Source organism: Nonomuraea angiospora, assembly GCF_014873145.1.
In the GTDB taxonomy this organism is placed as follows: Bacteria; Actinomycetota; Actinomycetes; order Streptosporangiales; family Streptosporangiaceae; genus Nonomuraea; species Nonomuraea angiospora.
The window spans coordinates 9,205,882-9,227,846 of record NZ_JADBEK010000001.1; the positions used below are offsets into that span (position 1 = coordinate 9,205,882).

20 protein-coding genes and 1 pseudogene are annotated in these 21,965 nt (G+C 69.6%); 14 read left to right on the top strand and 7 right to left on the bottom strand.

The annotated features are described in order from the left end of the window. The first annotated feature begins 122 nt into the window (after positions 1–122). Together hpf and H4W80_RS42495 are read left to right on the top strand one after the other, a co-directional pair. Positions 123–779: a ribosome hibernation-promoting factor, HPF/YfiA family gene (gene hpf / locus H4W80_RS42490; RefSeq protein ID WP_192790223.1), complete on the top strand. Its 657-nt coding sequence runs from the start codon at positions 123–125 to the stop codon at positions 777–779. Positions 780–951: 172 nt separating this feature from the next. After that, positions 952–1,650 (top strand): response regulator, encoded by a 699-nt coding sequence (locus tag H4W80_RS42495; RefSeq protein WP_192790224.1) that lies wholly within the window; start codon positions 952–954, stop codon positions 1,648–1,650. Between the two features lie 741 nt (positions 1,651–2,391). On the opposite strand, the gene H4W80_RS42500 is transcribed toward H4W80_RS42495, so the two are convergent. After that, complete coding sequence (locus H4W80_RS42500; protein WP_192790225.1) at positions 2,392–3,597, bottom strand: winged helix-turn-helix domain-containing protein; 1,206 nt, start codon at positions 3,595–3,597, stop codon at positions 2,392–2,394. Positions 3,598–4,517: 920 nt separating this feature from the next. Next, positions 4,518–4,778 carry an HGxxPAAW family protein gene (locus H4W80_RS42505; protein WP_192790226.1) on the bottom strand — a complete coding sequence of 87 codons (261 nt, stop codon included), beginning with the start codon at positions 4,776–4,778 and terminating at the stop codon, positions 4,518–4,520. 223 nt (positions 4,779–5,001) lie between these two features. Here H4W80_RS42505 and secA point away from each other — a divergent pair, with 223 nt between their 5' ends. Next, a complete protein-coding gene (gene secA, locus H4W80_RS42510) occupies positions 5,002–7,791 on the top strand; it encodes a preprotein translocase subunit SecA (RefSeq protein WP_192790227.1) in 2,790 nt (929 codons plus the stop codon). Positions 7,792–7,873: 82 nt separating this feature from the next. Here secA and H4W80_RS42515 read toward each other — a convergent pair whose 3' ends face one another. The 3 genes from H4W80_RS42515 to H4W80_RS42525 form a co-directional block, all read right to left on the bottom strand. Beyond that, entirely contained in the window at positions 7,874–8,326 is a 453-nt protein-coding gene (locus tag H4W80_RS42515) for an Rv3235 family protein (RefSeq protein ID WP_192790228.1), read from the bottom strand. A gap of 377 nt (positions 8,327–8,703) precedes the next feature. Then, a complete protein-coding gene (locus tag H4W80_RS42520; protein WP_192790229.1) occupies positions 8,704–10,017 on the bottom strand; it encodes a PTS transporter subunit EIIC in 1,314 nt (437 codons plus the stop codon). A gap of 28 nt (positions 10,018–10,045) precedes the next feature. Beyond that, complete coding sequence (locus H4W80_RS42525) at positions 10,046–10,786, bottom strand: GntR family transcriptional regulator (protein WP_192790230.1); 741 nt, start codon at positions 10,784–10,786, stop codon at positions 10,046–10,048. Positions 10,787–10,911: 125 nt separating this feature from the next. On the opposite strand from H4W80_RS42525, the gene H4W80_RS42530 reads away from it, so the two are divergent. From H4W80_RS42530 to nagZ, 6 genes and pseudogenes are all read left to right on the top strand, one after another. Continuing rightward, on the top strand, positions 10,912–11,946 hold the full coding sequence (locus tag H4W80_RS42530) for an SIS domain-containing protein (RefSeq protein ID WP_192790231.1): 1,035 nt from the start codon (positions 10,912–10,914) through the stop codon (positions 11,944–11,946). 32 nt (positions 11,947–11,978) lie between these two features. Then, positions 11,979–12,218 (top strand): annotated as a pseudogene (locus H4W80_RS42535) (PTS sugar transporter subunit IIB); the annotation flags it as partial. A 10-nt stretch (positions 12,219–12,228) separates the two neighbouring features. Continuing rightward, positions 12,229–12,675, top strand: coding sequence for a PTS sugar transporter subunit IIA (locus tag H4W80_RS42540; RefSeq protein WP_192790233.1), 447 nt, complete (start codon positions 12,229–12,231; stop codon positions 12,673–12,675). 92 nt (positions 12,676–12,767) lie between these two features. After that, positions 12,768–13,028: an HPr family phosphocarrier protein gene (locus H4W80_RS42545; protein ID WP_192790234.1), complete on the top strand. Its 261-nt coding sequence runs from the start codon at positions 12,768–12,770 to the stop codon at positions 13,026–13,028. Beyond that, positions 13,025–14,692 (top strand): phosphoenolpyruvate--protein phosphotransferase, encoded by a 1,668-nt coding sequence (ptsP, locus tag H4W80_RS42550; protein ID WP_192790235.1) that lies wholly within the window; start codon positions 13,025–13,027, stop codon positions 14,690–14,692. The genes H4W80_RS42545 and ptsP overlap by 4 nt, the downstream gene beginning before the upstream one ends. A 72-nt stretch (positions 14,693–14,764) precedes the next feature. Next, positions 14,765–16,081, top strand: coding sequence for a beta-N-acetylhexosaminidase (nagZ, locus tag H4W80_RS42555; RefSeq protein ID WP_192790236.1), 1,317 nt, complete (start codon positions 14,765–14,767; stop codon positions 16,079–16,081). Positions 16,082–16,085: 4 nt separating this feature from the next. Here the strand turns inward: nagZ and H4W80_RS42560 are convergent, their stop codons facing one another. Further along, complete coding sequence (locus tag H4W80_RS42560) at positions 16,086–16,880, bottom strand: F0F1 ATP synthase subunit A (protein WP_192790237.1); 795 nt, start codon at positions 16,878–16,880, stop codon at positions 16,086–16,088. Between the two features lie 115 nt (positions 16,881–16,995). Here H4W80_RS42560 and H4W80_RS42565 point away from each other — a divergent pair, with 115 nt between their 5' ends. The 5 genes from H4W80_RS42565 (at position 16,996) to H4W80_RS42585 (ending at position 20,319) form a co-directional block, all read left to right on the top strand. Continuing rightward, on the top strand, positions 16,996–17,646 hold the full coding sequence (locus H4W80_RS42565; RefSeq protein WP_192790238.1) for an HAD family hydrolase: 651 nt from the start codon (positions 16,996–16,998) through the stop codon (positions 17,644–17,646). A 99-nt stretch (positions 17,647–17,745) separates the two neighbouring features. Next, on the top strand, positions 17,746–18,255 hold the full coding sequence (locus H4W80_RS42570) for a DUF6912 family protein (protein WP_192790239.1): 510 nt from the start codon (positions 17,746–17,748) through the stop codon (positions 18,253–18,255). A 99-nt stretch (positions 18,256–18,354) separates the two neighbouring features. Further along, the gene (locus H4W80_RS42575) at positions 18,355–18,801 is read left to right on the top strand and encodes a DUF2690 domain-containing protein (RefSeq protein ID WP_192790240.1); all 447 of its coding nucleotides are present in this window, start codon (positions 18,355–18,357) and stop codon (positions 18,799–18,801) included. An 89-nt stretch (positions 18,802–18,890) separates the two neighbouring features. Beyond that, entirely contained in the window at positions 18,891–19,517 is a 627-nt protein-coding gene (locus H4W80_RS42580; protein WP_192790241.1) for an HAD family hydrolase, read from the top strand. A 97-nt stretch (positions 19,518–19,614) separates the two neighbouring features. Continuing rightward, positions 19,615–20,319, top strand: coding sequence for an HAD family hydrolase (locus tag H4W80_RS42585; protein ID WP_192790242.1), 705 nt, complete (start codon positions 19,615–19,617; stop codon positions 20,317–20,319). A gap of 18 nt (positions 20,320–20,337) precedes the next feature. Here the strand turns inward: H4W80_RS42585 and H4W80_RS42590 are convergent, their stop codons facing one another. Continuing rightward, positions 20,338–21,846, bottom strand: a complete 1,509-nt coding sequence (locus H4W80_RS42590) for a penicillin-binding transpeptidase domain-containing protein (protein WP_318787308.1) — start codon at positions 21,844–21,846, stop codon at positions 20,338–20,340. Between the last annotated feature and the right edge of the window lie 119 nt (positions 21,847–21,965).

Consider the following 21,965-nt stretch of genomic DNA (forward strand, 5'->3'; position numbering starts at 1 on the left):
GTTCCCGGTGACGCAGAGTCGGAAGAGGGTAACGGTGACAGAAAGGCAGACAGCAGACCCCGTCCGACAGGCACGTCGTCGGGCGCTCTTGCTCAGTCGCTAGACCGAAGGGGGGCTGTTGCATGGACATCATCGTCAAGGGCCGGCACACAGGCGTGAGTGATCGGTTCCGTGACCAAGCGATGACCAAGCTGGCCAGGATCGAACGTCTGGACAACAAACTCATCCGAGTCGATGTGGAGGTGTCGAAAGAGCGCAATCCCCGCCTCGCCGACCAGCGCGAGCGCGTCGAGCTCACCATTCACTCTCGAGGACCGGCCATCCGCGCCGAAGCCTCTGCCGACGACCGATTCGCAGCCCTCGACATGGCCCTCGACAAGCTGGAAGGTCGCCTCAGGCGGCTGGCCGACCGGCGCAAGGTCCACCACGGCAACCACTGCCCGCCCTCTGTGGCGGAGATCACCGCGACCCTCCCCGACGTCGCGGACCTGGCCCCGCGGGCGGCCACCGTCCCCGCCGAGGCCGAAGAGGACGAGCAGGTTCAGCGCGACCAGCGCTACGACGACATCGTCCCGATCGAGATGGACGGCGAAGGGCCGCTCATCGTCCGAGAGAAGTTCCACAAGGCGGAACCCATGACCATCGACCAGGCCCTCCTCGAGATGGAGCTGGTCGGGCACGACTTCTATCTGTTCCGTGACAAGGAGAGCGGCCAGCCGTGCGTCGTCTACAACAGACGCGGCTACAACTACGGCGTGTTGCGGCTCGTAGAGCCATGATCGCGCGCTAAAAGATCTTCTCGACCACCCGAGAACCGCGGCTCCCGTGCCATCATGGCGGTTCAACGGCTCTGGCCCCCCGACGAGGAGGAGACGTGAGCGAGCTCAGTCAGGTTCAGATGGGCGAGCGAAGCGAGGCAAAGGCTGTCGCGAGGCGGATCAAGGAGGCCTCGTGACCGAGTCTGGCGAGGTCCGTACGTCAGCGAGCGAGCCGATCCGCGTGCTGATCGTTGACGATCACGAGCTGATCCGGCGGAGCCTGGCTCTCGCGCTGGCCGCTGAGCCCGACATCGAGGTGGTCGGCGAAGCGAGTGACGGGCAGGAGGCGGTCGAGTTGGCCAACCGCCTCATGCCCGACATCGCGCTCATGGACGTACGCATGCCGCGGCAGGACGGGATCGAGGCCACGAAGGGCATCAAGGCCTCGGTCCCGAGCACGCGCATCATCATGCTGACGGTGAGCGACGAGGAAGAAGACCTGTTCGAGGCCATCAAGGCGGGCGCCACCGGCTACCTGCTCAAGGACGTCCAGATCAACGACGTGCCGGCCGCGGTGCGCGGCGTGCACGAGGGCCAGTCCTTAATCAACCCGGCGATGGCCGCCAAGCTCATCACCGAGTTCCAGAGCATGAGCCGCAAGGAGTCCGAGCGCCCTCCCCAGCTCCCCGTCCCCCGCCTGACCGATCGCGAGATGGAGGTCCTGCGGCTGGTGGCCAAGGGGATGAACAACCGCGAGATCGCCAAGCAGCTGTTCATCTCCGAGAACACCGTGAAGAACCACGTCCGCAACATCCTCGACAAGCTGCAGCTGCACTCGAGGATGGAGGCCGTGGTGTACGCGGTGCGAGAACGCATGCTGGAGATCACCTAGCCGTCCGCGCAGGTCCCCTCACCCCGCGCCCCATCCGGACGGCCAGGGGTGAGCAGCCACCTACGCCCACGAGGCCGTATCGCCCGGCCCTCACCCACCTGGACGGCCGGGGGTGAGCAGCCACCCACGCCCACGAGGCCGTATCGCCCGGCCCTCACCCACCTGGACGGCCGGGGGTGAGCAGCCACCCACGCCCACGAGGCCCTGTCGCCCCGGCCCCGCCGACCTGGACGGCCCGGGAGCAGGCAGCCCCCAACGCCCACGAGGCCGCGCCGCCCCAGCTCAGCCTGAGCCCGCGGGCCAAGGCCGTGGCGTGCCTTTTGGGGCGGCCAGGGGACAGAACAGCCACTGCCGCCCGCCAGGCCGGATCCCTTCAGCGCCCACCTGAGCGGCCGCGAGGCAGGCAGCCGCCACCGCCCGCGAGGCAGGTCCCCTCAGCGCCCGCTTGGGCGGCCGCGAGGCAGGCAGTCACCACCGCTCTGAGGCCGCGTTGCCTCGGCTCTCAACGGGGCGGCCAGGGGGGAGGGGCAGCCACCACCGCCAGCCGCGAGGCCGGGTCCCCTTGGCGCCCACCTGGGCGGCCACAAGGCAGGCAGCCACCACCCCGCAGCGCCCATCTGGGCGCCCACGAGGCAGGCAGGCAACTACCGCCGCCCGCGAGGCCACGTCGCCCGGGCTACGTCTGGGCAGCCAGGGGGACAGGGCCGCCACCGCTGCCCTGGCGCCGCCCTGCTGGAACTGCTATCTGGCGGTGGCGTTGATGGCGGTGTTCAGGATGGGGACGAGTTCGGGCGGATCGGCGCGCTCGACCCGTACGGTGTCGCAGCCCACCCACTCCGCCGCCGACCACAGAGCGTCGCCCAGGGCGTCGGCCCACTTGGCGGCCGACAGGCCCGGCTCCAGGTGGAGCTGCCGGATCACCAGCGTGCTGCCCTCGCGGGCCGGGTCGACGCGGCCGATCAACCGGCCGCCCGCCAGCACGGGCATCGTGAAGTAGCCGTGGACCCGCTTGTGCTTGGGGACGTACAGCTCAAGCGTGTACTGGAAGCCGAAGACGCGCTCGGTGCGGCCGCGGTGCCAGATGAGGGAGTCGAACGGCGACAGCAGCGTCGTGCGGTGGCGCCCGCGCGGCTCGGACTCCAGCGCCACCGGGTCCGCCCAGGCGTTGGGGGTGCCCTTCTTGCCCGGCCAGCCCGCGACCGTCACGGGCACCAGCCCCGCCGCGCCGCTGCGCAGGGCCGCGTCGAGCATGGCGGCGTACTCGCCCTTCAGGCGCAGGAAGTCGATCAGGTCGGTCCTGTTGGCCACGCCCAGGGAACGGCCCGCCACGGCGGCCAGGCGTACGACGCACTCCTCGTCGGAGAGGTCATCGGCCAGGAGCTCCGCGGGGATCACGCGCTCGGCCAGGTCGTAGACGCGCCGCCAGCCGACACGGCGGCTGCAGACCAGCTCGCCGATGTCGAGCAGCCACTCCAGGCCGATCTTGGACTCGGACCAGTCCCACCACGGGCCGCCGTTCTTGGCCCCGCCGACGTCCGAGGTCGTCAGCGGGCCCTGCTCGCGTACCTGATCGAGCAGCTTGTCCACCCCGTCGGGGACCTCGTGCCAGCGGTAGCGCCGCTTGCGGTAGGCCCGGCGCCGGAACGAGTAGAGCGGCCAGTGCTCGACGGGCAGGATGCAGGCGGCGTGGCACCAGTATTCGAAGCTCTGGGCGGGGTTGTGCCAGTAGGCCCGCTCGATGCTGGCCCGTCCCACCGCACCCAGGCGGGCATACGCGACCAGCTCGTGGGAGCGCGCGAGCACCGAGATCGTGTCGAGCTGCACGGCGCCCAGCCTGCGCAGCATCGCGTGCGCCCCGCCCTTGCGCGCGTCGGCGCCGATCATGCCCTGGGAGCGGAGGATGATCCGGCGGGCCTCGTCGAGGGTCAGGTCGGTGGTGCCGGTCATGTCTGCGACTGCCTATGGCGATGCATGCGAGCAATCTAGCGACGCCCACTGACAAAACGCCCCCGCACGTCCCACCCCCTGGACGCACCACCCGCTATCCCCGCCCGCCCGCTAGCGCTGGCACCGCTCACGCTTGGCCGGGCGCGTCTGCTGGCTGGCACCGCTCACGCTTGGCCGGGCGCGTCTGCTGGCTGGCACCGCTCACGCTTGGCCGGGCGCGTCTGCTGGCTGGCACCGCTCACGCTTGGCCCGGCCTCAGGCCAACGTCCGAATTGCCGCCAGCCGCCCCCCCCGCCAGCCGTCCCGGCTCGCCGTCGCTGATGTCTTCCTGGCCGCCGTTTGCCAACGCCGATCGCGCCCGCCTTGTCGCCGCCGACACCGCCAGACGCTGCCGCGCCCGGTCACCCCGCCGTCAACGTCAGCCGTCTCGTCACGCCGACACCCGACACCCGCACCGACGATGCCACCGAGGCCACTCGCGCCTGCTGATGCGACTCTCGCTTGGCGAGGCCGCCCGCCCGCCGAGGCCACGGGCGCCGGCTGAGGCCAGGCGCGCCTGCTGAGGGCACCTCGCCTGCCGAGGGCATTGGCGCCGGTTGGGGCCACCCGCGTCCCGCCCGGGCAGCAGGTAATGGCGCCCGTGACAGCCCGGCGTGCCCCTCAGCGCCGCCTGTCCGGTCTGTCTGTGGCTCGTACGCCGCGTGCCCCGCCCGCCTACGCAGCCGCTCATCCTTGCCCGACACGCGCGGCGGGCTCGTCGTTACGGGGATTGTGCTTGCCTATTACGAAAAGCCGCTGCCGGTGCCCTTAAGGGTGCTCATGGGCGGTGTGGGAGACCAACCCCGGGCGGCGTGCGGAGCTTGGGGGATGGGAGCTGGCGGGGCACCCTTGGGGTGGGTGCCCGCCCGGTGAAGCCTGCGTCAGCGGTGATCTTCAGCGCGCATGCCCACGCGGGGCGCGTCGATCACGACGTCGGTGAAGATATCGAAGACAAGGGCCAGGACGCCGCCCACGACGAACGCTCCGGCGCCCACCCAGACGAGCGTCCAGTTGGCGACCGTGAGGCCGAAGCCGGCCACCACCGTGCCCACCAGCATCACCGTCACCGCGAGCCACGATGACGCGCGCCCGGCGTGGCTCCCGAGATTCTCCGTATGCTCCGACTTCTTCCCCTCAACCATGACTAATCCTTCCTTTGCCGGTTATCGCGCTTAATGGTGCGAGCCGGCTCTCAACCGGCATACCCTCTGCCTTGACCCATTCTCCCAGATGGGTGTGGCGCCCTCGTCGTCACGGTGGCTGTGTCTGGTTGCGGAACCGCCTACGATGGCAACGGGGAAGTTTGTCTCGGCCTCTCCTCCTGGCGGCGCCGCCGGGGTAGACCTGCGAGGAGCTTTACATAAAGTGGCAGCCATTCTCGACAAGATCCTACGTGCCGGCGAAGGCAAGATCCTGCGCAAGCTCAAGCGGATCGCAGACCAGGTCAACTCCATCGAGGACGACTTCACGAGCCTGTCCGACGCGGAGTTGCGTGCGCTGACGGATGAGTTCAAGCAGCGCCATGCAGACGGTGAATCGCTCGACGATCTGCTTCCCGAGGCGTTCGCGACCGTGCGCGAGGCGGCCCGCCGCGTGCTCGGCCAGCGGCCCTACGACGTGCAGATCATGGGCGGCGCCAACCTCCATATGGGCAACATCTCGGAGATGAAGACCGGTGAGGGCAAGACCCTCACCTGTACGCTTCCGGCGTACCTCAACGCCATCTCCGGCAAGGGCGTCCACGTCGTCACGGTCAACGACTACCTGGCCAAGCGTGACGCCGAGACCATGGGGCGCGTCCATCGGTTCCTCGGCCTCGAGGTCGGCTGCATCGTCGCCGGCCAGCAGCCGGACGAGCGGCGCAAGCAGTACGAGGCCGACATCACGTACGGCACCAACAACGAGTTCGGCTTCGACTACCTGCGCGACAACATGGCGTGGTCGCTCGAGGAGTGCGCGCAGCGCGGCCACAACTTCGCGATCGTCGACGAGGTCGACTCCATCCTGATCGACGAGGCCCGTACGCCACTGATCATCTCCGGCCCCGGCGAGCAGTCGGGCAAGTGGTACCAGGAGTTCGCCAAGATCGTGCCCCGCCTGCGCAGGGGCGTCGAGGCGAAGAACCCGGGCGAGGAGAGCACCGGCGACTACATCGTCGACGAGAAGAAGCGCACGGTCGGCATCCTGGAGGCCGGTGTCGAGAAGGTCGAGGACTGGCTCGGCATCGACAACCTCTACAAGCCCGAGCACACCCACCTCGTCGGCTTCCTGAACAACGCGCTCAAGGCCAAGGAGCTGTTCAAGAAGGACAAGGACTACATCGTCGCCGACGGCGAGGTCCTGATCGTCGACGAGTTCACCGGCCGCATCCTGCACGGGCGCCGCTACAACGAGGGCATGCACCAGGCCATCGAGGCCAAAGAGGGTGTGAAGATCAAGGACGAGAACCAGACTCTCGCCACGGTCACCCTGCAGAACTACTTCCGCCTCTACTCCAAGCTGAGCGGAATGACCGGTACGGCCGCCACCGAGGCCAACGAGTTCCACCAGACGTACAAGCTGGGTGTCGTCCCGATCCCGACCAACCGGCCGATGGTCCGCAAGGACCAGGCGGACGTGGTCTACAAGACCGAGGACGCCAAGTTCGACGCGGTGGTCCAGGACATCAAGGAGCGCTACGAGGCCGGCCAGCCGGTGCTCGTCGGCACGACCTCGGTGGCGAAGTCCGAGCGGCTGTCCAAGGCGCTCAAGCGCCAAGGGGTGCAGCACGAGGTGCTCAACGCGAAGAACCACGCGCGTGAGGCGTCCATCATCGCCGAGGCCGGGCGCAAGGGCGCGGTCACCGTCGCCACCAACATGGCCGGTCGAGGCACCGACATCATGCTCGGCGGCAACTCCGAGTTCCGCGCCGATCTCGAGCTGCGCCAGCGCGGCCTCGACCCGGTCGAGACGCCGGAGGAGTACGAGAAGGCCTACCCCGAGGCGCTGGAGAAGGCCAGGGCGGCGGTCAAGGCCGAGCACGACGAGGTCACCGCGCTCGGCGGCCTCTACGTTCTCGGCACCGAGCGCCACGAGTCGCGCCGCATCGACAACCAGCTCCGCGGCCGCTCCGGCCGTCAGGGCGACCCCGGTGAGTCGCGGTTCTACCTGTCGCTCGGCGACGACCTCATGCGCCTGTTCAACTCGGCCAGGGTCGAGATGATCATGACCAGGCTGCAGATCCCCGACGACCAGCCCATCGAGTCGGGCATCGTCTCCAAGGCCATCGCCTCCGCCCAGCACCAGGTCGAGCAGCAGAACTTCGAGATCCGCAAGGAAGTTCTGAAGTACGACGAGGTCATGGACCGCCAGCGCAAGGTCATCTACGCCGAGCGCCACCGCGTGCTGGAGGGCGCCGACCTGCACGAGCAGGTGCGCGGCTTCGTCGGCGAGGTGATCGACGGCTACGTGCAGGGCGCCACGTCCGAGGGCTTCGCCGAGGAGTGGGACCTCGACAAGCTGTGGAAGGCGTTCGGGGAGCTCTACCCGATCTCGATCAGGATCGAGGACCTCGTCGAGGAGGCCGGCAGCCGCGAGGAGTTGTCCGCCGAGCTCATCTCCGAGAAGGTCAAGGCCGACGCGCTCGAGGCGTACGCCAGGCGCGAGGAGGAGTTCGGCCCCGAGACCATGCGCGACCTGGAGCGCCGTGTGATCCTCTCGGTCCTCGACCGGAAGTGGCGCGAGCACCTGTACGAGATGGACTACCTGCGCGAGGGCATCGGCATGCGGGCCTACGCGCAGAAGGACCCCAAGATCGAGTACGCCCGCGAGGGCTTCGAGATGTTCGCCGCGATGCTCGAGGGCATCAAGGAGGACTCGGTCGGGTTCCTGTTCAACCTCGAGGTGGAGGTGCAGGAAAACCCCATCGTCGAGGAGGAGGACGCGGTCCTCGCGGAGACCCGCTCGATCATCGCGCGCGGGCTGCGCGGGCCTGAGCGCCCGGCCGAGCTCGAATACACGGCGCCCGGCGAGCAGGGCGAGGTCGAGCACACCCGCGTCCGCACCACTTCGGCGGAGCGGGCCGCGTACGGCAACGTGGAGCGCAACGCGCCCTGCCCGTGCGGGTCGGGCAAGAAGTACAAGCGCTGCCACGGCGATCCCAAGAACGCGGCCTGACGCTCTTTTTCGAGACCCCCACCTCCGGGTGGGGGTCTCTCCTTTTTCTGTCGTCTTTTCTGGGCCTTTTAAGTGCCCTTTTCTACGCCGTTTCAAAGTCGGTGCAGAGCCATTGGGCGCCTCTCCGCTCGAGGCGTATCGCCAGGACGCGGTTGCGGTCGCCGCAGTGCACCAGCATGCACATCTCCACGGCGCCGTCCCTGGGCTCCTTGACGTGCACGCTGCCGGCGAACGGGGGGCGGCTGGTCCGGATCATCTGGCCTGCCTGGACCAGCTCGCGGTAGGCGCGAGCTGTGAGCTTGTCGGCCACGGTCTCCGGCGGGCGGCGGCCCGCGAGCACCTCGGCCAGCGCCTGGCCGAGGTGGCGCAGCTTGCGCTCATCGGGGATGGATCCCGGCGGGCCCCATACGAGGGGGTGGGGGTCCAGGGCCAGGGCGCCGTGGATTTCCGGGGGTGCGATTTCCGAGGTCGGCTGCTCTTCGTCGTAGGGGGGTTCGGGGGTGGGGGTGACGCCGATGCGGGGGGTTGTTGACACGCATCCTCCAAATTCTTGGACGAAGAAAGAATCGTTATAAGGAGTTTTCGGTCCGGCTCAGGAATACAAATGCCGCCAACTTCTCCTGGGGGTGGTTGGGTTTGTCCGTCTTTGATGGTGAAGATTTTTGGAAGTTGGATCCCCTGGGGGTGGGGGTGGGGCGTTTTCTGGGCGTGATTGTTTGGGCTTCGGGTCACCCCAAACGGTTTTGGACATGCGTTTGACGGGGTGCTGGTCGTCCCTTTTGCTGGGGGTGCTGGTGGGCTCACGCCGTTGGTTGGCGCCGGGTGCGGCCGTGGGGAGTCTCGGCGATGCGGCGCTTAGGGGCGGGCGGGGCGCGTTTGTCCTCTGGGCGGGCGCCCTGGAAGGCATAAGGACTAGGTTTCGCCTGAGTCGACGTCCGGTTCGGGTTCGCGGCCCGGGGTGAGGATGTTGAGTTTGCGGATGAGGAAGGTGAAGACGGCGTAGTAGACGACGCCGTAGATCACCCCCAGTATCAGGATCCCGGGCAGATTCTGGGTGTTGGACTTGCTGGCGTTCAGGAGCATGTCGAGCAGGCCGGCGGAGAAGCCGAATCCGAGTTGTCCGCCGATCAAGGTGGTCAGGGCCATGGCCAGGCCGGTCAGGATGGCGTGCACCACCAGGAGCAGGGGGGCCACGAAGATGAAGGCGAACTCGATCGGCTCCGTGATCCCCGTGACGAACGACGCCAGGGCGGCCGAGAGCATGATGCCGCCCACCGTGGCGCGGCGGTGGGGTGGGGCGGCGCGCCACATGGCCAGGGCGGCGGCGGGCAGGGCGAACATCATGACGGGGAAGAAGCCGGCCATGAACTGGCCGGCGTGCGGGGCGCCGCCGAAGTAGCAGTTCCAGTCCCCGCCCAGCACCCGGCCGCCCACCTCGCACTGCGGCACCACGTACCAGACGACGGAGTTGACGAAGTGGTGCAGGCCGAGGGGGATGAGGAGGCGGTTGACGAGGCCGTAGATGCCGGTGCCGATCGGGCCGATGGCGGCCAGGGCCTCGCCGGCGTGGCGGATCCACTCGCCGATCACCGGCCACAGCCAGCCGAAGACCACGCCGATGAGCAGGGCGACGATGGAGGTGATGATGGGGACGAATCGGCGACCGCCGAAGAAGGCCAGCCAGGACGGCAGCTTGATGCGGTGGAAGCGCTGCCAGAGGACGGCGGCGACCAGGCCCATGACGATGCCGCCGAGGACCTTGGTCGGGTTCTGCATGCCGTAGTTGATGATCTCCTTGATGCCCTGGGCCTGGGCCTCCTTGATGAGGACGGTGTCGCGGATGTCGGAGCCGAAGAACATCACCTTGGTCACCCGGTCGAAGACCAGGTAGCCGACCACGGCGGCCAGGGCGGTGGAGCCGTCGGCCTTGCGGGCGAAGCCGATCGCCACCCCGACGGCGAACAGCATCGGCAGGTTCTCGAACAGCGCCGCGCCGGCCGCGGCCAGCACCTCGGCGACCTGGTTCATCCAGGCGAACCCGGCCACGTCCGCCAGGCCGCCAGGCTCGGCGCCGTTGGAGCCGAGCATGTCGGGCTGGCCGAAGCGCAGCAGCAGGGCGGCGGCGGGCAGGGCGGCGATGGGCAGCATGAGGGAGCGGCCCAGCCGCTGGAGCACGGTCATCACGCGAGCGAACGGCGAAGGCCGGGCGGCGGTGGTCTCGTTCACCGGGCGTTCCTCCGAGCCGGGTGAGGCCTCAGCCCCGTCTTACGGGCATTTCCAGAATGGTGCGCAATTGGTAACGGTCCGCACGATACGTGGACACGCCCAGCTCCGCACAGACGCCGCCGGCGAACGACCTGCGCTGCAGCAGCAGTACGGCGCCGCCGCGCGGGAGCTTCAGCAGGTCGGCGTCGCTCGGGTCGGCGATGCCGCCGTCGATGGTGAGCTCGCCGGCGTCCATGACCAGGCCGTAGCGGCTCTCCAGCAGCTCATAAAGTGATTTTTCCGACAAGTCGTGGGAACCCAGGTCGGGGGCGAGCTTGACCGGGATGTGCGCCCGTTCGATGGACAGCGGCTCCCCGTCGGCCGTCCGCAGCCGCTCGATGAAGTGCACCTCCTCGCCCGGCTGGATCCCCAGCTCCTTGGCGAGGTGCGCGCTGGCCCGCACGATCCGGCGATCGAGGTCGCGCGAGCCCGGGATCATGCCCCGAGCCCTCATGTCGTCGGTGAACGACGTCAGCTGCAGCGCCAGCTCGATCTTGGGCCGGGCGACGAACGTCCCCTTGCCGGGCACCCGGTGCAGGCGCCCCTCGGACACGAGGTGGTCGACGGCCTGCCGTACGGTCATCCTGGACAGGCCGAAGCGCTGGCAGAGCTCCCGCTCGGACGGGATGGCCGCCCCGATGCTGAGCTCGTCGCTGTCGATGAGGTCCAGCAGGATCTCGCGGAGCTGGAAATACTTGGGCACCGGGCTGTCCGGATCGATGTGCGCCACGGATCCTCCCCTCGATCGCGACCTTGGCAATGGGTTATGGTTCGTACTGGTCTAGTCCGGACTAGACCACATGTCGCGAAAGACGGTCAAGTCCGCGTCGCAGTCGATCAAGGAAAGAGCCCGAGATGACCACGAAGATGCGCAGCGAGATTGCCGAGCAGCCGGCCGCGCTGCGGGCCACCCTGGACTCCCTGCTGCCGAGGGTCGGCGAGGTGAGAGCGGTGGGCGAGCAGACCCGCCAGCTGCTGTTCATCGCGCGCGGCACCTCTGACAATGCTGCAGTTTATGGGCGATACCTGGTCGAATCACACGCGGGCCGCCTGGCCGCGCTGGCCGCGCCCTCGATCGCCACGACGTACAAGCGCAAGCTGGACCTGGACGGGGTGCTGGCGGTCGCGATCTCGCAGTCGGGGCGCACCGAGGAGATCGTCGAGACGCTGGCCTGGGCCAAGGACTGCGGGGCCAGGACCGTCGGCATCACGAACGGGGGCGAGCAGAGCCCCCTCGCGCAGGCCGCCGACGTGGCCCTGTGCACGGTCGCCGGCGAGGAGAAGGCCGTTCCCGCGACCAAGACGTACACGACGCAGCTCGCGGCGCTGGCCGTGCTCGCGCTGGGGCTGGGCGCCGACGTGGACGCGGAGGACCTGCGGCGGGTGCCCGAGGCGGTGGAGAAGCTGATCACCGAGCCGGGCGACCTGGAGGCCGTGGTCGAGGGCCTGCAGGACAAGCCGGGCGTGGTCGTGTCCGGGCGCGGGCTGGCGTTCTCGACGGCCCTGGAGACGGCGCTGAAGCTCAAGGAGGCCTGCTACCTGCACGCCATGGGCCTGTCCTACGCCGACCTGCTGCACGGCCCCATCGCCGTGGTCGACGCCGACACGCCCGCGCTGCTGGTCGCCGCCGAGAACAGCCCGACCCTGTCCGGTACGGTCGCGCTGGCCGAGCGGGTGGTGGCCGCGGGCGCGGCGGCGTACACGATCGGTGGCGGCGACGCGCTCGCGCGGGCGGGCACCGCCGCGCTGAACGGCCCCGACCTGCCCGAATGGGTGGCTCCGATGGGGTTGATCGTGCCCGGTCAGCTGCTCACCGAGGCGCTGGCCCGCAGGCTCGGCATCGACCCCGACGCGCCGCGCGGGCTGAACAAGGTCACCCAGACCGACTGAAATAGCCTGGTCACAAGAGCTCTAGGGAGGGCCGGATGGCGGCTGACGCGAACGCGATCATCGCCGGCTTGGGCGGGGCCGACAACATCATCGAGATCGAGCCCTGCATCACCAGGTTGCGCACGGAGGTGCACGACGCGTCCAAGGTCGATCAGGCCGCCCTCAAGGCGGCGGGCGCGCATGGCGTGATGGCCGCGGGGAACGTGGTCCAGGTCGTCGTCGGGCCGGAGGCGGACACCATCGCCAGCGACATCGAGGACATCATCGGCTAAGGGCGAGACCATGACGACTGTTCTCGCCCCGGTTGAGGGGGCAGCTGTGGGGTTGGCCGCCGTGCCCGATCCGGTGTTCTCCGCCGGGTTGGTCGGGCCGGGGGCCGCGATCGACCCGCTGCGCGGGCCGGGAAAGGCCGTAGCCCCCATAGCTGGAAAAATCATGAAACTGCATCCGCATGCGTACGTCATCGTCGGAGACGACGGCAGAGGTGTCCTGGTCCACCTGGGCATCGACACGGTCCAGCTCAAAGGCCAGGGGTTCGAGCTCCTGGCCGCCGAGGGCGACCGCGTGAGCGCCGGGCAGCCCGTCGTGGCCTGGGACCCGGCGGTCGTCGAGGCGGGCGGCCGCTCGCCGGTCTGCCCGGTCGTCGCGCTCGACGCCCTGTCCGGGGCCGTGACGGAGGTCGCGGAGGGGGCGGTCCACGCGGGGGACGAGCTCTTCCGATGGGAATAGCTCCGGAACGAGCGTGTTCGCCGAGACGGCAGAATGTAAACGCGCTATCGCAAGGGGTTCAGCTGGTCTGGACCGGCATCAAAGGAGGAGTAATGGGTGAGCGCAAGGTCACCGTGGCGGCGGAAGTGGGGCTGCACGCCCGGCCCGCCGCGACGTTCGTCCAGCGGGCGAAGAAGGCCCCCATGGACATCACGGTGACGAAGTCCCACGGCAGCCAGCAGGTCAACGGCAAGAGCATCCTCGCGATCATGGCCCTGGACGTCAGGCAGGGCGAGACCGTCGTGATCAGCGCGGAGGGCGAGGGGTCGGAAGAGGTCCTCGACGAGCTGGCCGCGATCGCCGCGGCGCCATGAACCTGCGGGGGGTAGGGGTCAGCCCGGGCATCGGGCACGGCCCCGCGTACGTCCTGACCGTTTCCGTGCCCGAACCCCCCGAGGGCGCCACCTACACCGGTGAGGCGGATCAGGAGAAGGAGCGCGCGATGGCCGCGCTCACGCAGGTCGCGGGCGAGTTGGAGGCCCGGGGGAACCAGGCTGGCGGCGAGGCCGAGGAGATACTCAAGGCCCAGGCGCTGATGGCCGAGGATCCCGGGCTGGTCGTCAAGGTGCGAACGTTGATCGACCGCGGCCTGGCCGCCCCGAGGGCGGTTTTTGAAGCTTTCACGAAATATCGGGACGTGCTGGCCGGGTCCGGAGGCTACCTGGGCGAGCGGGCCGCCGACCTCGACGACATCAGGGACCGCGTGATCGCGCTGCTCTACGGGCACGCCATGCAGGGGCTCCCGGTCGCGCCCGAGGAGCCGTACGTGCTGGTCGCCAGGGACCTCGCGCCCGCCGACACGGCGGTGCTGCGCAAGGAGGACGTCGCCGCGTTCGTCACCCAGGAGGGCGGCCCCACCAGCCACACCGCGATCATGGCCAGGGCGATGGGCGTGCCCGCCGTCGTGGCCTGCCCAGGCGCGCTGCAGATCCCGCCGGGCGTCCCGGTGATGGCCGACGGCACGTCGGGAGACGTACGCGTCGAGCCGGCCGAGTCCGACGTTGCCGAGGCGGTCGGCGCGGACGCCGCGCGGCAGGCGGCGATCGCCGCCGCGAAGGGACCCGGCAGGACCGCCGACGGGCACCCGGTCCCGCTGCTCGCCAACATCGGCGGCCCCGCGGACCTCGACGACGCCGTCAACGCCGGGGCCGAGGGGGTCGGGCTCTACCGGACCGAGTTCCTCTTCCTCGACAGGACCGAGCCGCCCTCCACGGAGGAGCAGCGGCGGGCCTACCGCGCGGCGCTGGAGGCGTTCCCCGGCGGCAAGGTGGTCGTGCGGACGCTGGACGGGGGCGCGGACAAGCCGCTGGCGTTCCTGCCGGCGCCCGCCGAGCCGAACCCGGCGCTCGGCGAGCGCGGGCTGCGCAGGTTCAGGAGATTCCCCGACGTGATGGCGGCGCAGCTCGGCGCGCTCGCGGCCGTCGCCTCCGAGCGGCTCCAGGTGATGGCGCCGATGGTGGCCACGGCCGAGGAGGCCGCCTGGTTCGCGCAGGAGTGCCGGGCCAGGGGGCTGACGAACGTGGGCGTGATGGTCGAGATCCCCTCGGCCGCGCTGCGCGCCCGCGAGCTGCTCACCCGGGTGGACTTCGTCTCGATCGGCACCAACGACCTCGCCCAGTACGCCTACGCCGCGGACCGCCAGGTCGGCGCCGTGAGCGCGCTGCACGACCCGTGGCTGCCCGCGCTGCTGGACCTGGTCGCCATGACCGCGGCCGCCGCCACGAGAGCGGGCAAGCCGTGCGGCCTCTGCGGCGAGTCGGCGGCCGACCCCGTGCTGGCCTGCGTGCTCGTCGGGCTCGGGGTCTCCTCGCTGTCGATGGGGGCCGCGGCGCTGCCCGCCGTACGCGCCGTGCTGGCCGCGCACACCCTCGAGCAGTGTCAGCGGGCCGCAGAGGCCGCGCGGGCGCAGACGACGGCGGCTCAGGCGCGTGCGGCGGCCCGCGTGCACCTGTCCGGGCTCGCCCGGCTGGGGCTGTAACCGGGTCCACATCCGGCCGTCTTGGTAAAGGGACGGTCTGGTGTGGGTTGTCGGATCGATACCTTTGGAGGCATGCTTCGACGGATCGGTACGGCAGGCCTCCTCGCGATCGCTCTGACAGCCTGCGGCTCAGGCGGCAGCCCGGCGGGTGCGACCCCGACCGGAGGAGGCAAGGCCGCACCGCCCGCGCAGGCCACACCCCCGCAGACGTCACCGCAGACCGCGCCGCCCCAGAGCCCGCCGCAGGCGCGGCAGGGCGCCGTCGAGCGGGCACTGGCGAAGATGAGCGTCGAGGAGAAGGTCGGCCAGCTCTTCATGCCCGTCCTGTACGGCACCGCGGCCGACACGGTGTCGGGCGAGAACCAGGCCAGGTACGGCGCCCAGACCCCGGCCAAGGTGATCGCGAAGTACCACCTCGGCGGCGTGATCCTCTTCCCGCACAACATCAAGGGCGTCGGCCAGGTCGTCGGCCTCACCAACGGCCTGCAGCGGGCGTCCCGGGACGTGCCGCTCCTGATCGGCACCGACCAGGAGAACGGCCTGGTGGCCAGGATGTCCGCGCTCATGACCGACTTCCCCGGAGCCGCCGAGATCGGCGCCACCAAGAACCCCGACCGGGCGCGGGCCGTGGCCAGGGCCACCGGCGAGGAGTTGCGCGCGCTCGGCGTCAACCTCGACTTCGCCCCGGTCGCCGACGTGAACGTGAACCCCAAGAACCCGGTCATCGGCCGCCGCGCCTACGGCGACGACCCGGCGCGGGTGTCGAAGATGGTCGCGGCGGCGGTCAAGGGGTTCGCCCAGGCGAAGGTGGCCGCCACCGCCAAGCACTTCCCGGGCCACGGCGACACCGACGTCGACAGCCACACCGGGCTGCCGGTGATCAAGCACACGAAGGCGCAGTGGGAGAAGATCGACGCTCCGCCGTTCAGGGCGGCGATCGACGCGGGCGTGGACGCCGTGATGAGCGCCCACCTCGTCTTCCCCAAGCTCGACCCGTCGGGCGACCCGGCCACGCTGTCCAAGCCCATCCTGACCGGCCTGCTGCGGCAGAAGCTCGGCTTCAAGGGCGTGATCTCCACCGACGCGCTCAACATGGAGGGCGTGCGCAAGAAGTACAACGACGGGGAGATCGCGGTGCGGGCCGTGCTGGCCGGGGCCGACCTGCTGCTGATGCCGAACGACCTGCCGAAGGGGTACCAGGCGGTGGTGGCGGCGGTGAGGTCGGGCCGGATCTCGAAGGAGCGGCTCGACCAGTCCGTCACCAGGCTGCTCACGCTCAAGCAGGCCAAGGGCTACCTGCCCGAGGCGCCCGCCGCCGACGCGGAGAGGGCGGCCGGCGTGCTGCGCTCCACGGCGCACCGCAAGCTGGCCGCCCAGGTCACGCGCTAGCTAGCTAGTGCGCGCCGCGCAGGCCGCTGGCGATGAACATCCCGGCCAGCATGGCGAACAGGAACGCCTGCAGGAACTGGATGAACATCTCGAACGCGGTCATCACGATCGTCATCAGCACGCCGAGGACGCCGATCCCCGCGCCCAGCGGGGTGAGCCGCTCGAACAGGAACCAGAAGCCCACCGAGCTGAAGAAGGCCAGGAGGACGTGGCCGGCGAACATGTTCGCGAACAACCGTATGAAGTGGGTGAACAGCGACGTGATGAACACCTCGGCCAGGATCATCGGGGCATAGAGCCCGTACGCCCAGCCGGGCAGGCCCGGAAGGTGCACGATGCCCCTCAGGTAGCCGCGCACGCCGTGGTGGCGGACGCCGAGGTAGACCTTGATGCCGTACACGATGAGCGCCAGCCCCAAGGGGAAGAAGAGGTGCGCGGCGACGGGGAACTGGATGAGCGGGATGACGCCCATCAGGTTCCAGATGAGCACGGTCAGGAAGAGCGTGAGGAGGAAGCCCATCCATCGGTCGGAGTCGGCGCCGAGGTTGGGGCGGGCGATGTGGTCGCGTACGAACATGTACGCGTACTCGCCGATGCTCTGCCAGCCACGTGGGATGATCTTCGGCTTGGCGAACGCGGCCCAGCACAGGGCGATGGCGATGACCGAGCTGAGCAGGGCGATGAGGACCGGTTTGGTGAGCCATTCCGGGCCGCCGGGGAAGATCGGCGCGAACTCGAAGAGTTCCAGTCCCGGGGCGGTCCATCGGTCCGGGGAGATGATCAGGATCGTCGTGGACACGGCGGTCCTTTCTGGGTAGCGACTATCGCTGGAAGCACACCTTAACTGGATATATCGGGCGACCTTTTTATGGGGTTTTATCGGCTTATAAGTGTCGGTGACGTTCTATTCTGGAATGGTGCTTACCGGTGTGCTCATCGACTGGGGCGGCGTCCTGACGACCAGCCTTTCCGACTCCATCGCGCGCTGGATCGCGGCGGACAGGATCGACGGCGACCACTACCGCCAGGTGATGCGGAGGATGGTCGACCACGCTTACGGCGACGGTGTCGGCGAGAGCGTCGTCCACGCGCTGGAAAGGGGCGAGATCGACGGCCCCTCCTTCGAGCGCGACCTCGCCGCCCGGCTGCTGACCGTCGACGGGGTGCCGCCCGTGGCCGAGGGGCTGCTGGAGCGGATGTTCGCGGGATTCGAACGCGTTGACGCAATGTACGACATGCTCCGCGACGTACGGAAAAATGGTGTCAAAACGTGTTTGCTATCTAACTCCTGGTCGAACGAGTATCCCCGTACCCACTGGGACGAGCTCTTCGACGCGGTCGTGATCTCCGGCGAGGTCGGCATGCGCAAGCCCGAGCCGCGCATCTTCCACCACGCGGTCGAGCTGATCGGCCTGGCCTGCGAGGAGTGCGTGTTCATCGACGACATCGAGGCGAACATCCTGGCCGCCCGCGCGCTCGGCATCGCCGGCATCCATCACAAAGATGCCGACTCGACCATCGAGGAACTCGAGTCTCTCCTCAGTCTCACGCTGCGACGGGCATGATAGAGCCCTTGCACGCTGAGACGGGTCCGCCGCCGAGCGCGGACCCGTCTCGGCACGCCGAGCTGAGCTCGGCTGGAAAGAAAGCACGAAAGGTTCGTCATGCGCGTCTATCTGCCGTGCACTCTCCCTGCACTGGCCCAGGCGGTCGAGGCGGGAGAGCTGGGCCCGGCCCCGCTGACCGGCTACGCGGTGACCCCCGCGCTGACCGAGTGGTATGCCTCGGGTGACACCGAGGAGCTCGAATACGTGGCGCTCACCGAGGCGGCCCGCGCCTCGCTGCGGAGGCTGGCCGCCGACCGCGCCGACGGCGCCGAGACCGCGTTCCGGCGCGTGGTGGTCGCCGCCGAAGTGCCGGAGCGCTCGGTCTCGGCCGGGGCCGATCTGGAGGAACGGGCGAGAGTGCGCCTCTCCGACCCGATCCCGCTGGCCAAGGTGGCCGCGGTGCACGTCGACGACCACGAGGCGATCCCCGACATCGAGGCCGCCGTCGCCGCGCTGCCGGCCGCGGACGGGGGCGACGACGACGCGAGATTCGCCGTGGACGGGGCCGAGGCGCACGAGCTCATGTGGTACGCCACCCAGGAGATTCCCGACCTCCTGGGCTCATAACGGAGGCGTTACATCGATCTCACTCCCTGACCGTTCGGAGCCGGGCCTCGCTAGGGTCCCGATCTAGCAAGTGTTGTTTACGCAAGGAGTCGGTCCAAAGTGAAGCTTCGAGTTGCCGCTACCGTCCTGGGCGCCGTCGCGGCGGTCCTCCTGGCGGGTGCGCCCGCGCACGCCCAGGCCAAGCCGGGCGACCACAAGGATCCGGCCAAGTCGGGCTGCTGGAACTCGGCCAAGGTGGTCAAGACCGCCCCCATCAAGAGCCGCGTCAACGGCGAGGTCGGAACGATCAAGCTCTGGTGGTCCGGCAAGTGCAAGACCAACTGGGTCGAGATCCGCACGGCCTCCTCGGCGACCGGCACCATCAGCGTGTACGCGGCGGACGGCCGCTACGACCAGTTCCGCTTCAAGGCGGGCAACAAGGGCCGGCACTGGGGCAACATGGTCTGGGCCAACAACATGTGCGCCTGGGGCAGCGCCTCGATCCAGTGGAACGGCGGCCGCGGCGGCCAGAACGGCGCCGGCACCACCGCTAAGGCCTGCGGCTAGCTCTCCCCGGGGGCCGTGGCCGGATGGTCGCGGCCCCTGTGCTGGGCGTTCATCGAAACGTCACACGTGCCGTCTAAGCTTGTCGCAACATGACAAAGCACATCATCTGGGATTGGAACGGCACGCTCTTCCACGACATCGACGCCGTGGTGGGGGCCACCAACGAGGTCTTCAAGCCGTACGAGCTTCCTGAGATGACCGTCGACGGCTTCCGCGCGGTCTACACCCGGCCCATCTGGGTCGCCTACGAGCGCATGCTCGGCCGCCCCCTGACCGAGGGGGAGTGGGAGCTGCTCGACGACGGGTTCCACGAGCACTACTTCCGGCTGAGCGACGCCTGCGCGCTGGCCGCCGACGCGGAGCTGGCCCTCGCGGGCTGGACGGGCACCCAGTCGCTCTGCTCGATGGCGCCGCACGCGCACCTCGTGCCCAAGGTCGACTCCTTCGGCATCACCCGGCACTTCACCCGGATCGACGGGCTGCTGGGCACCACCGGCGGTGAGAAGGCCGCGCACATGGAGGCGCACATCACGGCCCTCGGGGTGGATCCCGCCACGGTCCTGGTGATCGGCGACAGCGTGGACGACGGGCTCGCCGCGCGGCACGTGGGAGCCAAGGCGGTGCTGTACACGGGCGGGATGACGACCCGCGCCGAGCTGGCGGGCGTCGGCTTCCCCGTGGTCGACACGCTGGCGGACGCGCTGAATTTCGCGTAAACCTTCATGCTCAAATCGCGAAGGCGCCGGCTCCGCGCATAGCGCCGGCCGTACCCTATGCAGGGTCACCCCCCAGGAGGCTGCCATCAACCGCCTTGTGCTGTGGAACATCGACCTGACGCTGGTCGACGTCGCCATCGTGACCAGGGACGCCTACGCGGAGGCGTTCCGCTTCGTCACCGGGCGACCGCTGGTCAAACTCGTGCCCCCGCTGGGGCGTCCCGACTCCGAGATCGTCTTCGAGACGCTCGCCGTCAACGGCATCCAGGCCGAGGACGACCATCTGCCCAGGTTCCTGTCGGCGCTGGCGGTGGCCTTCGCCGACCGGCGCGGGCGGCTGGCCAAGGAGGGGCGGGCGCTGCCGGGGGCCAAGGAGGCGCTGAAGTCGGTGTCCAGGCTCGACGGGGTGATCCAGACGGTGCTGACCGGGACCATCAAGAGCAACGCCGTCCACAAGCTCAAGGCGTTCGGGCTGGACAAGCACATCGACTTCACGCTGGGCGGGTACGGCGAGGAGGTCTACCCCAAGGCGACGCTGCTGCAGGTGGCGCAGTCCCGGGCCAAGGAACGCCTGGGCACGCCGTTCACGGCGGCGAACACCGTGGTGATCGGGGACTCCACGCGGGACGTCCAGGCCGCCAAGATCGGCGGTGCGGCGATGATCGGGGTGGCCTCGGGGCGGTCCATGGCGGCCGAGCTGCGCGAGGCGGGGGCCGACGTGGTGCTGCCCGACCTCTCCAACGCCTCCGAAGTCGTCGCCGCCGTGGCGGGCCTCACCTCCCCGGTCGGCCGCACCGCCTAGCCTTCCCGTCGCGCGGCGTCAGGCGCCGTCGGTGAGGGCGTCGAGGAAGCGGGCGGCGGCCGGGGCGGCCACGCCGGCGCCGGTGCCCGCGCCCTCGGCGATGACCGCGAAGGCCAGGTCGCCCCGGTAGCCGATGAACCACGAGTGGGTCGGCGGCTCCTTGCCGGACCCGAACTCCGCCGTGCCCGTCTTGCCCGCCGTGCCCTTGGGGAACCGGACGGCGTGGGCGGTGCCGTCCGTCACCACGGCCGGCATCAGCTTGCGCAGGGCCGCCACCACCCCGTCCTCCAGCGGCCGGGGGTTGGTGGGCTGGGCGTCCGGGATCAGCTCCTCCTTGACGAGGGTCGGGGAGATCCAGGCGCCGGAGGCGATGGCGGCCGCGACCGAGGCCATGTTGAGCGGGCTGGCCAGGACGCGGCCCTGGCCGATGGCGGCGGAGGCGAGGTCCGTGTCGTCCTTCGGGTCCGGGAACTCGGCGCGGACCGCGGGCACGCCGGGGGTGATCGGGGCGCCGAAGCCGAAGCTGCGGGCGACCTGCGCCAGCCGGCCGCCGTTCAACTGGTTCACGCTCATCTCCCCGAACGTCGTGTTGCACGAATGCGCGAACGCGTCCTGGAACGACAGCGTGCCGAAGTCCTCGAAGTCGGCGTTGTGGAACGGGAAGCCGCCGATGTTCTTCTCGGCGGGGCAGGTGACCTGGCGGGACGGCTCGACCCCGTCCGCGACCAGCGCGGAGGCCGTCACGACCTTGAACGTCGAGCCGGGCGGGTACTTGCCGAGCAGGGCCCGGTTGAAGCCTCCCGGCTTGTTCACCACCGCCAGGATCTCGCCGGTCGAGGCGCGCAGCGCCACCAGGGACGCCGGTTTCGACACGTCGTCCAGGGCCTTGGCCCCGGCGCGGTGGACCTTCAGGTCGATGGTGGTCTGGAGCGGCCGGTATCCATCGGCGCGGACGACCGTCTGGATGGGTTTGTCCCCCTCGTACAGGTCGATCCGGGAGCGGGCCGGCTTCTTGAAGCGGTCGGGGAACGTCTGCTTGATGCCCTCCACGAGCTGCTGCACCGAGCCGGGCGCGGACGGCGTGTTGATCGCGGTGCCGTCGGCGGCCAGGACCCGCAGCGGGTCGCCCTCCTGGGAGACGACCCGAAGCGAGCGCCCCTTCTTGAGCAGCGGGTGGATGGCGGCCGGCGTCCAGGCGACCTTCCACCCGCGGTCGCGCTCCACGAGCTTGAGCCGGCCGCTGTAGGTCCAGTCCTGCTGTCCGAGCAGCCTGGCCTGGAAGCCGACCTCGTCCCCCGGGGAGGAGGCGAAGACGCCCGTCGGCCTGGGGCGGTGGAAGCTCGCCTCGGTGAGCTTGAGGTCGGTGCGGAAGCGGCGGTGCCAGGTCTCGAAGTCGGCGGGCGGGTCGGCCACCAGGGCGCGCATCCCCGCGTAGTCCTGGGCGGACCAGGCCGAAAGGTACCTGTCGGCCGTCTCCTCCGGCGAGCCCTCCGTGCGCAGCGCCCAGATGACGCCTGCCGCCGCCACGACCGGGATCAGGAGCCCCGGAACGATCCACGGCCAGCGACGGCGCCGCGCGTATATTGTCCCCGTTTGTGGTGCCATGGAGCAGAGAACACCAGAGGGACGGCAAGGGTGTCCAATAC

What these genes read in the sequence shown, in the direction of transcription:
- ptsP (WP_192790235.1), top strand. Translation starts at nt 13,025, where the DNA reads ATGAACCTGCGGGGGGTAGGGGTCAGCCCGGGCATCGGGCACGGCCCC.
- H4W80_RS42570 (WP_192790239.1), top strand. Translation starts at nt 17,746, where the DNA reads ATGCGCGTCTATCTGCCGTGCACTCTCCCTGCACTGGCCCAGGCGGTC.
- H4W80_RS42565 (WP_192790238.1), top strand. Translation starts at nt 16,996, where the DNA reads ATGGTGCTTACCGGTGTGCTCATCGACTGGGGCGGCGTCCTGACGACC.
- H4W80_RS42505 (WP_192790226.1), bottom strand. Translation starts at nt 4,778, where the DNA reads ATGGTTGAGGGGAAGAAGTCGGAGCATACGGAGAATCTCGGGAGCCAC.
- H4W80_RS42580 (WP_192790241.1), top strand. Translation starts at nt 18,891, where the DNA reads ATGACAAAGCACATCATCTGGGATTGGAACGGCACGCTCTTCCACGAC.
- H4W80_RS42540 (WP_192790233.1), top strand. Translation starts at nt 12,229, where the DNA reads ATGACGACTGTTCTCGCCCCGGTTGAGGGGGCAGCTGTGGGGTTGGCC.
- hpf (WP_192790223.1), top strand. Translation starts at nt 123, where the DNA reads ATGGACATCATCGTCAAGGGCCGGCACACAGGCGTGAGTGATCGGTTC.
- H4W80_RS42530 (WP_192790231.1), top strand. Translation starts at nt 10,912, where the DNA reads ATGACCACGAAGATGCGCAGCGAGATTGCCGAGCAGCCGGCCGCGCTG.
- H4W80_RS42500 (WP_192790225.1), bottom strand. Translation starts at nt 3,597, where the DNA reads ATGACCGGCACCACCGACCTGACCCTCGACGAGGCCCGCCGGATCATC.
- H4W80_RS42545 (WP_192790234.1), top strand. Translation starts at nt 12,768, where the DNA reads ATGGGTGAGCGCAAGGTCACCGTGGCGGCGGAAGTGGGGCTGCACGCC.
- nagZ (WP_192790236.1), top strand. Translation starts at nt 14,765, where the DNA reads ATGCTTCGACGGATCGGTACGGCAGGCCTCCTCGCGATCGCTCTGACA.